General features: G+C 34.2%; 11 protein-coding genes. 2 read left to right on the top strand and 9 right to left on the bottom strand.

From position 1 onward, the window contains the following. Window positions 1–414 precede the first annotated feature (414 nt). The 5 genes from A9G44_RS00760 to A9G44_RS00740 all read right to left on the bottom strand — a co-directional run bounded on the left by A9G44_RS00760 (window position 415) and on the right by A9G44_RS00740 (window position 3,767). A complete protein-coding gene (locus A9G44_RS00760; RefSeq protein WP_065608865.1) occupies window positions 415–1,032 on the bottom strand; it encodes a hypothetical protein in 618 nt (205 codons plus the stop codon). A 154-nt stretch (window positions 1,033–1,186) separates the two neighbouring features. Next, window positions 1,187–1,873, bottom strand: a complete 687-nt coding sequence (locus A9G44_RS00755) for a hypothetical protein (protein ID WP_065608864.1) — start codon at window positions 1,871–1,873, stop codon at window positions 1,187–1,189. Between the two features lie 63 nt (window positions 1,874–1,936). Continuing rightward, window positions 1,937–2,263, bottom strand: coding sequence for a hypothetical protein (locus A9G44_RS00750; protein WP_065608863.1), 327 nt, complete (start codon window positions 2,261–2,263; stop codon window positions 1,937–1,939). Window positions 2,264–2,280: 17 nt separating this feature from the next. Beyond that, window positions 2,281–2,589, bottom strand: a complete 309-nt coding sequence (locus tag A9G44_RS00745; protein ID WP_065608862.1) for a hypothetical protein — start codon at window positions 2,587–2,589, stop codon at window positions 2,281–2,283. A 209-nt stretch (window positions 2,590–2,798) separates the two neighbouring features. Then, window positions 2,799–3,767 carry a helix-turn-helix transcriptional regulator gene (locus A9G44_RS00740; protein WP_065608861.1) on the bottom strand — a complete coding sequence of 323 codons (969 nt, stop codon included), beginning with the start codon at window positions 3,765–3,767 and terminating at the stop codon, window positions 2,799–2,801. An 89-nt stretch (window positions 3,768–3,856) separates the two neighbouring features. Here A9G44_RS00740 and radC point away from each other — a divergent pair, with 89 nt between their 5' ends. Next, window positions 3,857–4,330, top strand: a complete 474-nt coding sequence (gene radC, locus A9G44_RS00735) for a RadC family protein (RefSeq protein ID WP_081296755.1) — start codon at window positions 3,857–3,859, stop codon at window positions 4,328–4,330. A 145-nt stretch (window positions 4,331–4,475) separates the two neighbouring features. After that, on the top strand, window positions 4,476–4,880 hold the full coding sequence (locus A9G44_RS00730) for a helix-turn-helix domain-containing protein (RefSeq protein WP_065608860.1): 405 nt from the start codon (window positions 4,476–4,478) through the stop codon (window positions 4,878–4,880). Window positions 4,881–5,330: 450 nt separating this feature from the next. Here A9G44_RS00730 and ilvA read toward each other — a convergent pair whose 3' ends face one another. The 4 genes from ilvA to ilvM form a co-directional block, all read right to left on the bottom strand. Continuing rightward, window positions 5,331–6,866: a threonine ammonia-lyase, biosynthetic gene (gene ilvA / locus A9G44_RS00725; protein ID WP_257006560.1), complete on the bottom strand. Its 1,536-nt coding sequence runs from the start codon at window positions 6,864–6,866 to the stop codon at window positions 5,331–5,333. 2 nt (window positions 6,867–6,868) lie between these two features. Then, window positions 6,869–8,719, bottom strand: coding sequence for a dihydroxy-acid dehydratase (gene ilvD / locus A9G44_RS00720; protein WP_065608858.1), 1,851 nt, complete (start codon window positions 8,717–8,719; stop codon window positions 6,869–6,871). A 116-nt stretch (window positions 8,720–8,835) separates the two neighbouring features. Beyond that, window positions 8,836–9,765, bottom strand: a complete 930-nt coding sequence (locus A9G44_RS00715; protein WP_065575607.1) for a branched-chain amino acid transaminase — start codon at window positions 9,763–9,765, stop codon at window positions 8,836–8,838. A gap of 167 nt (window positions 9,766–9,932) precedes the next feature. Continuing rightward, window positions 9,933–10,163, bottom strand: a complete 231-nt coding sequence (gene ilvM, locus A9G44_RS00710) for an acetolactate synthase 2 small subunit (protein ID WP_065575606.1) — start codon at window positions 10,161–10,163, stop codon at window positions 9,933–9,935. Between the last annotated feature and the right edge of the window lie 2 nt (window positions 10,164–10,165).

The raw sequence follows: 10,165 nt of genomic DNA, 5'->3' as shown, positions 1-10,165 counted from the left end.
CGTTTTTAGATGATAAGATCATATATATAAATAAGTAATTATTTCATCTTTATAGGTCATGATTTCATATATATCAATAACATTACTAATATTATCAGCACCTGTACTTCCTATTCTTAACAAAAAAAGAAGGTCAATCAACCTCAGTTATCATTGGGGATGGTCGGCTAAATCGTCTTCATTAATCATGGTGATATTTCTGTTTTTTATCTTTCAACGTAATAAGGAAATTCATTAGCTTTGCAAAGTATCATTAAATGCATAAATTTAAACTGGTTCTTAATTTTTAGTTTCATCAAAAGTATGATAAATGTAAGTTGTATAATGTAGTCATTTATATAATAATTTTTAACAATAATTCGAGTTGTTTACAGTAGTAGTTTTTCAAGTTACTGTAAACAACTTGATGAATTCCTACACTTCATTTTTTCCCGATAAATAATCTGAAATAGATACAAATTTATCATTATGTAATACTAAAGTTATGATTAAAAAAGCTGATGTAAATCCCGCTAATGCCGTGCCAGTTACTCTTTGCGAATGTTTGGTTCTTCTTTCATATTTTTCTCTTTTTAAAGCCATAGAAATTATTAAAGCGATAATAATACAAGTTATTGCGATAAAAGGAATAAACATCTTTGTATAGAAAGCCAATATAAAATCTTGAATATTGTTATTATATAAAAACGTTGCTTTGGCGATAGCAACTAAGAATATAGCAAATGCTGCAATACAGACGTATAGCGTTATGTTTGGTGATACATTTATCCAATGCATAATGACAAAAAATACAACAGGTAATAGCACTGACGCTATCACGAATCCGACATCAGTATAGTTAGCAAAAACTGTAATTTCGCGCTTGTTACTTTTATAAATCCCATAGGCTGCAATTATAAGTAGTACAACGATCGAAATAAACCATAATAGGTAGTTAGGTTCAGAGGTGTTTTGTTGTGTGATTGCAAAACTTGAAGTTGGCAAGATTAATATTGACAATGTAAAGATTATTGTTGCGAAGATTTTTCTCATTTTAAATATACCTTATGTCATTAAATATATTTTTATTTTTTAGTTTATAAAAGTTATTTTTAATATTTCTATTAGTTATTGTAAAAAATAATTAAGGGCACCAATATGTAAAATATTTGGGTACCCATAAATAGGTTTGGGTCAGAAAAGAATATTAAAAATCTTCATTTGATTGATTTTGAAAGTTTATAAGTTGTTTTTTAGGCAATGTAAAATTTACACCTAAACGGATATTATCATCTTCATCAGATATAACAATGAGCTCTGCTTGTCTTGCTGTATCAGGTATTCGGTGAAGTAATGACATATAATTATTGGCTTTGCCAAAAACACCTTGTAGAGAATCATTGCTGATAGCTATAATATTTAACGATGTAGAATGAGAAATAGCATCTAGCCAAAATTCTTCAAAAGCTTTTTGAGTAGCATTTTGACCTTTTTCTTTTATGATAGATACAAAGTCAACATTGTTAGAATCATCTGTAGCATAAACAATAGAAAAGTTCTTGCTTATCGCAGTCAGTAATGTTCCTAATTTATTACCGTTATCGTCTGAATCTGTTTCAAGATAAACAGATTCTAAAAGATTATTTTGGTTAAAAATCAGTACCATTGTCCATTGAAAACCGAGAAAGCTTTGGTTGTAACTTATCAGCTGATTTTGATCGTCAGGATCTTGTTCAGTGCTATATTGCTGCATTACTTCATTTTTAGGCATATTGTAATACAAATTTTTGTATAAAGGTGTTTTGGTTGAAGAATAGGAGGTATCAGCACCAATGGTAAGAGTAGTAAAAATTAGCCAACAAAAAACTAATAAGTGGCGTAAGTTATTTTTCATATTCTTCCTTTCAGCATAATATTTAATAAACCGATAAGATCCTAAGTAGGATCTTATTCATAATTATTCAACAAAAATTGCAAATATTCGAGTGATAACTGTTAAACTTACAAATATTAATGATATGATTTTCCATACATTTTTATTATTATCATTGGTTGTGTTATAGACAGCGAATAACGTGGCTATTGACCAAATGATAATCAAAATATTGCCATTAAATAACCCTGAACTTGAACGTGTAAACATATCAACAATTGTAATAACAATGACAGGAAGAAACCAAAACAACCAAAATGTTTTTGCAAGTCCATATTCTCCTTTAATATATTTAATGTGTGAAGACATGCTTTTATTTTGTTGTTCTTTTATTTTATCTAGTAATGACATGCTATACTCCTTTTTTATTAGTTAACAATTTGAACAAAAAATTGGTTTTTATTTTTTTGGTCTAAAAATACAGAATATTTAACAGGGAATGCCCCATTACCATCAAAAGAAACGTTTGCTTGGCATAAGTATCTCTTTTGTTCTTTATCTTCGTTAAGTGTTAATTGATCGCTAATGTTAATAAAAGAAAGTTGACCGCCACCTTGTTTTGCCATTATTTGATTCAATAGCTTTTTTGTATCTTTGCTATCACAGCTAGGCGGCATACCATCCCCACAACCTGTTAAAAAAAGCCCTAATATTGAGATATATAGTAATTTCTTCATCGTTTTTCCTTTTTTATGAATATTAAAAATTCAATTGTAGACTAGTTATTTTTATAAGTCTATAACTGGAATTAAATTAATAAAAAATCCATTAATGGATTTTTTATTAATGATAAGTTTGATTATATTAATAATGATATATGTCAAAATTTGACATAGAAAAGAATAATTTTTACTATTGAGTAGTATATTTATTTGAGGTGTTTTTGTTATTCTTCATCAAACCAATCCCAAAAATCAACGGGTTTAATAACTTCCACCATATTGCCCCACATATAGAGATACCAAGACATTTCAAGGGCACCGCCTGCTTTAAATTTAACGGTTATTGATTTGTCTTTATTTTCTATCATAGTTTGAGTTGGGTGGAAGATATAATGTCTAACTTCTTTTGCTACTTCAGGACTAAAACACCACTCCACATCGAAAGGTTCCTCTTTAAAGGTACCAAACATATCTTGACAGTAATCAGTTAAATTAAATGAATTGGGGATTGTATAACTAAGTTCTAAAATATTAATTTTTTCTATATTATGCAAAATAAAATGATGGATCTGTTGGCCATAATAATTATCGCTGTGCCTTGCTAAAAGGTAATGATTTCTTTCACTATATAAAATTCCGTAAGGCTCTAAAGTGTTGTGACTATATTTTCCGCTATTTTTGTTGTAGTATTTTATTTTTATTTGTTTTTTATTAAGCAAAGCTGTTCGTAATGTATTGAGTATTTCTACATCTAAATGAAACCTAGGTCCAGGGCGAAAAGCTAATCCTTCAATTTTCAATAATGCTTCTGTTTCATCTTCAAGGCTTCTTTTACGTTTTTTAGATTGTAATAAATTTTTAATCTTTGTTTCTAAACTAACTAGTGATTTGGCTTGCTCGTGTAAATTATGTTGCTCTAAAAAATTCACACTAGCCTGCAAGGCAGAAAGCTCTTGTGGGGAAAAAGTAAAAAGTGCATTCATCTGTTGAGATGAAATCCGCCATCGCTTGCAGCGTCCGTCTGTTGAATACTCTTCCATATTTGGAAAATAATCACGCAACCCTGCACACATTCGTTGTGCTGTTCGTAGTGATACGTTATAACGTCGTTGGATCTCATCTAATGATAAACCCTCAGCACTATTTTGTAATTCAAAAGCAAGATCAAACAAATCCCATGATTTTTCGTACATTTTTATTTTCCTACTCAGATATTAAATATGACAAAATCTGTCATTATTTTACATTAAGATAAACAATAATAATAACAAAGTAGATATTTATGATGATAATCAATCAAAAAGAGTTAGCTATAATTGATCAAGCAAAAAAAATCATGAAAAAATATATACAAGTAGGGAAAAAGATATCCACAATAGATCATGTTAAGGATTATTTTATATTTCATTTAGGATTATATGATTATGAAGCGTTTTGTGTTTTGTATTTAAATAGTCAAAATAGAATTATTGCACTAGAGGAGCTATTTCGTGGCACAATTAATGAGTCAAGTGTTTATCCTCGAGAAATTGTAAAGCAAGTATTATATTATCAAGCAACAGCCATTATTTTGGTTCACAATCATCCAAGTGGCGATAAAGAGCCTAGTTTATTGGATATTTTATTAACCTCTAAAATTAAAAATGCATTAGCGTTGATCGATGTTGTTGTATTAGATCATTTGATTGTTGCTAGAGATAACGTTATTTCAATAAAGGAAAATACAAAATATAACTCAATGAATCTGTTTAATTGATATTTAGCTGATTATCTGGCGATTAAAACACCAAAAAATCCATTAGTGGAATTTATTCGTTTTTTTAATCCTAAAAAGGTATTTAATTATTATTTTAATCTCAGACAATGATAGCCATGATTTTTTTATATTAGATATTCCCAGCATGGTAAAACTAGCAGCGTCAAATACAGATAAAATAGTAGGTAAACGAATACAACAGCGTCGTAAAGAAATGGATTTGACCGTTGCTCAACTTTCCGAAAAAATCAATTTATCTCCGCAACAATTAGCACGTTATGAACGAGGTGAAAATAAAATTAACTTCGATCATTTTGTTAAAATTGCAGAGCACCTAAAAACACCAATAAGTTGGTTTTTTATTGATTTTGATACCTATCCTAACGGTTCGGTATTAAATAATAAAATAGGGGAACAGCAACAAAGTTATGAAATGAAATTTACCGACAAACAACATAATGACCTTGACGCTCGTTTATTGCAACACTGGCGAGTATTATCTATAGAACAGAAACGAGCATTCATACTATTTTTAGATACCTTAAAATAAATCTAAAAATATACTAAAACAATGAAATTCCCTCTTAAAAGTTACCGTACGCTAATAAATTTTTAAAATTAATTAACTTTATTATTCAATAGGCTATAACCTTGACGTTTTTACAGTAATTTTTACCGTCGATGCTCTATTGTTATTTCCGTGTACAGGTATTAATGGTAAATAAAACCATACTATTTATATGGTAATACTCTGTATTTAATATTTGATGAAGGAAAACAAAGGCAATAACCTCTGCGTTATTAGCTATAAAGTTATCTGCTGTAGTATTACAACGCCATTAACCAATACATAGGAGCATATAAAAGACAAAGTCTGCGATTCTTGCGCTTTTGCAACTGAGTAGCAAAAGCGCTTTTCAAAAAAATAAAACTTACTACAACAAAAAAGTACTCTTCGCTAATCCACCTTATAGGTGAATAGTAATTACTAATTTTAACCTTAATTAGTTAAAAACAGTTTAAGCGAAGGATTATGTGTTTCGTTGTGGAAACCATAATCGAGTTCAGTTAGGTGTTGATTAAACTGGTTAAGGGTTGATTCGTCGATTTCAAACGCAGCAAGTACACGCCCATAATCGGTACCGTGGCTACGATAGTGGAACATTGATATATTCCAATTAGTCCCTAACGTTTGTAAGAATTTAAGCAACGCTCCTTGCGATTCAGGGAACTCAAAACTGTATACTTGTTCTTGAAGCGGTTTGCAAGGTTTGCCACCAATCATGTAGCGTACATGTAGTTTTGCCATTTCGTCTTCGGTTAGATCCACTACAGGGTATTTTGCAGCAGCAAGTTCTTGCATAATTTCATCTTTTTCTTCACTTTTCGAGATTTTTATTCCCACAAAAATACAAGCAGATTTTTCATCATGATAGCGGTAATTAAATTCGGTTACTGCGCGTCCACCTAATAGCTGACAAAAACTTAAAAAACTGCCTTTCTTTTCTGGGATGGTGACTGCTAATAGCGCTTCACGTTTTTCGCCTAATTCACAGCGTTCTGATACATAGCGCAAGCTGTGGAAGTTTAAATTAGCGCCTGACAGTATATGAGCAAGTTTTTCACCACAGATGTTATGCTGATCGACATATTTTTTTAGTCCAGCTAATGCTACTGCGCCAGATGGTTCAGCTATTGCACGTACATCGTCAAATAAGTCTTTCACTGCCGCGCAAATTTCGTCGCTATTCACGGTAATAATATCATCAATATATTGTTGGCAAAGTCTGAATGTTTCATTGCCAATTCGTTTGACAGCAACGCCTTCAGCAAAGAGTCCGACACGATCTAAATTAACAGGGTGACCTGCATCTAATGCAGCTTTTAAGCAAGCTGAGTCTTTAGGCTCAACAGCAATAACTTTGATTGATGGCATGATTTGTTTGATTAATACTGCAATGCCTGCGGCAAGCCCACCACCACCAACAGGTACAAAGATACGGTCTAGTTTGGCATTTTGTTGTAATAGTTCCATAGCAATACTGCCTTGCCCAGCAATTACTAATGGATGATCAAATGGTGGAATAAAGATGCGATTTTGTTCTTTAGCCAGTTCCATTGCTTTGGCTTTGGCTTCGTCAAAGTTGGCACCATAAAGTAATACTTCACCACCAAAACTTTTTACAGCTTCAACTTTGATATCGGCAGTTGTTAGTGGCATAACAATTAAAGAACTGATGCCTAATTTTGTAGCCGAAAAAGCCACTCCTTGCGCATGGTTGCCAGCCGACGCGGCAATAACGCCGCATTTGCGTTCTTCTTCACTTAAGCTGGCTATCATGGCTTGTGCTCCACGGATTTTGAAACTGTGGACGAGTTGGCGGTCTTCGCGTTTGACAAAAACTTGATTGTGTATTCTTGCCGAGATTTTTTCCATTTTTTCAAGTGGAGTTACTTCTGCCACATCGTATACGGCGCTACAAAGCGTTGCTTTTAAATAATCTGCACCGGTAAGTTGAGTATTTTCTTGTTTCACAATTAGCCACCTAATTTACTTTTATCTCGTACGGCACCTTTGTCTGCGCTTGTTGCTAAACTGGCGTAAGCTTTAAGCGCAAATGAGACGTAACGATCTCGATTATGAGGCGTAAATGCTTTTTCACCTCGTTCTAGTTCTGCAACTCGTCGACGTTCAAGTTCAGAAGTTGGGACATCTAGTACTAATTTACGATTTGGGATATCAATATCAATAATATCACCATCACGAACAAGGCCTATAACGCCGCCATTTGCTGCTTCTGGAGAAATATGACCAATCGATAAGCCAGAGGAACCACCAGAAAATCGTCCATCTGTTATCAATGCACATTTTTTGCCTAGACCCATGGATTTTAAATAACTGGTTGGATAGAGCATCTCTTGCATACCCGGTCCGCCTTTTGGTCCTTCATAAATGATGACAACGACATCACCTTCAACCACTTTGCCTCCTAATATGCCATCAACAGCATCTTCTTGGCTTTCAAATACTTTTGCTGGACCTCGGAAAATTAAATTTTCAGCAGCAACGCCTGCGGTCTTAACAATTGCGCCATCTTGTGCAACATTACCATAGAGTGTTGCAAGTCCACCGTCTTGACTATAGGCGTGAGCTTTATCACGAATACAACCATTTACACGGTCATCGTCAAGTGAATCCCAATAGCAATCTTGTGAAAAAGCTTTAGTGGTGCGAATGCCTGCAGGTCCACTACGATACATTTTTTTTACTGCTTCGTCGGTAGTTTGAGTTATGTCGTATTTGGTGAAAGTTTCTTGTAATGTTAGTCCTAAAACGTTGTGCACATTACGATTTAGTAATCCTGCTTTATCTAGTTCTGACATAATTGACACAACGCCACCAGCTCGGTGAACATCTTCCATATGGTATTGCGCTGTACTTGGCGCTACTTTACATAAATGTGGGACTTTTCGCGATAATCTATCTATATCTGACATGGTAAAGTCGATTTCGCCTTCTTGTGCAGTGGCTAACAAATGTAATACGGTGTTGGTCGAGCCACCCATAGCAATGTCTAATGACATAGCATTTTCATATGCCGCTTTTGTTGCAATTGAACGAGGCAGGTAAGATACATCATCATGTTCATAATAACGTTTGGTGATTTCAACAATGCGTTTAGCTGCGTTTAAAAAGAGTTGTTCACGTTGTTTGTGAGTGGCAATAAGTGAACCATTGCCCGGTAATGAAAGTCCTAATGCTTCGGTTAAGCAGTTCATGGAGTTAGCCGTAAACATACCTGAGCAAGAACCACAAGTAGGGCAGGCTGATTCTTCGATGGCTTTGCTATCTTCGTCGCTAACATTTGGGTTAGCGCTTTGAATCATTGCGTCAACTAAGTCTAATTTAATGATTTGGTCAGATAGTTTTGTTTTGCCTGCTTCCATCGGTCCACCTGAAACAAAAATGGTTGGGATATTTAAACGAAGCGAAGCCATTAACATTCCCGGTGTGATTTTGTCGCAGTTAGAAATACAGATCATGGCGTCGGCACAGTGTGCATTAACCATATACTCGACAGAATCAGCAATGAGTTCTCTTGAAGGAAGTGAGTAAAGCATTCCACCATGTCCCATGGCAATACCATCATCAACTGCGATTGTATTGAACTCTTTGGCAATGCCACCTGATGCTTCAATTTGTTTGGCAACTAGCTGTCCAATGTCTTTTAGGTGGACATGTCCTGGTACAAATTGTGTGAATGAGTTAACCACCGCAATGATGGGTTTACCAAAGTCTTCATTTTTAACGCCAGTTGCACGCCATAATGCGCGGGCTCCAGCCATGTTTCTACCCTCGATCGAGGTAGCTGAACGATATTTAGGCATTTCCTGCTCCCAATTTTATGCAAGTAATCGTGTTTAACGGTTTGTAGTTTTTAATATTAATCAACAAGTTAAAAAGTTATCCGCCAACATAGTTGGCGAATTTTTGATTTTATTTATTATTTAACAAGATCTAACCAATCATATTTATCTTCAGTTTTACCATTAAATAAACCAAAGAATGTTTGTTGGATTTGTTTGGTGATTGGACCACAACGGCCAATGCCAACTTGGATGCGGTCAACACTGCGCACAGGTGTAATTTCCGCTGCTGTACCTGTCATAAACACTTCATCTGCCAGATAAAGTGATTCGCGTGATAGTGTTTGTTCTCGCACTTCAATACCAATATCACGTGCTAGCGTTAATACTGCATCACGTGTAATACCAGGTAGCGCCGATGACGATAAAACCGGAGTGTATAAAATGCCATCTTTAATAATAAAGAGATTTTCACCAGCACCTTCAGATAAGTGACCATGAACATCTAACGCAATACCTTCTTGGAAGCCATTTGCTCTCGCTTCAGAACCAATTAATAATGATGATAAATAGTTACCACCTGCTTTAGCTGCGGCAGGAATTGTATTTGATGCAACGCGATGCCAAGATGAGACCATTGCATCAATACCTTGGTCTAATGCTTCTTCGCCTAGATAAGCCCCCCATGGAAATGCAGCTATCATGACATCGGTTTTATAACCCTCACGTGGGTTAACGCCCATACCCACATCACCAATAAAGACTAATGGGCGAATATAAGCGCTTTTTAAATTATTTTTTTTGATAGTTTGGCGTGTAGCTTCCATGATTTCATCAAGAGAATAAGGTACAGGGAAACGATAAATTTTTGCTGAATTTAACAGCCGTTGTGCATGTTCTTTGTGGCGAAAAATGGCAGGACCTTTATGGGTGTCATAACAACGTACACCTTCAAATACTGAAGTTCCATAATGTAAAGCATGTGACATTACATGAACTTTTGCATCTGCCCATGGAATCATGTCACCATTCAACCAAATATAATCAGATTTTGCTGTAGAACTCATTTTGTTTCCCTCTTTATTTTTCAATTTGTTAAGCATGTACTTTGCTTTAGGTATTTTTGTTTTAACGGTCAAGCATTATACTACACTTATTTGTTTATTTAACTGTTAAATTGTTTACCATCTTTGATTTAAATTATTATTTAATAATAAGTTGTTTGAGATTATTATTACTCAATTACTATTACATCTTCTAATTTTGATACTTGATTTTGTAGTGTCGAAAACGCTCTTTCGGTGGTTAATATTAATGTCATAATTAGTATGTTGTTTTCAACCGTTTGCATTTGCATTGATTTAATATGACCACCCCGATGACGGATAACCCGTAATATACGTTCAAGTGCCCCCAATTTGTCATAAGCTTTTATGACTAATTGGTATTGTGTTTGTTCGTTCATTG

It is taken from the genome of Gilliamella sp. Occ4-3, from assembly GCF_001690675.1.
Lineage (GTDB): Bacteria > Pseudomonadota > Gammaproteobacteria > Enterobacterales > Orbaceae > Gilliamella > Gilliamella bombi.
This window is presented reverse-complemented; position numbering and strand designations above follow the sequence as displayed.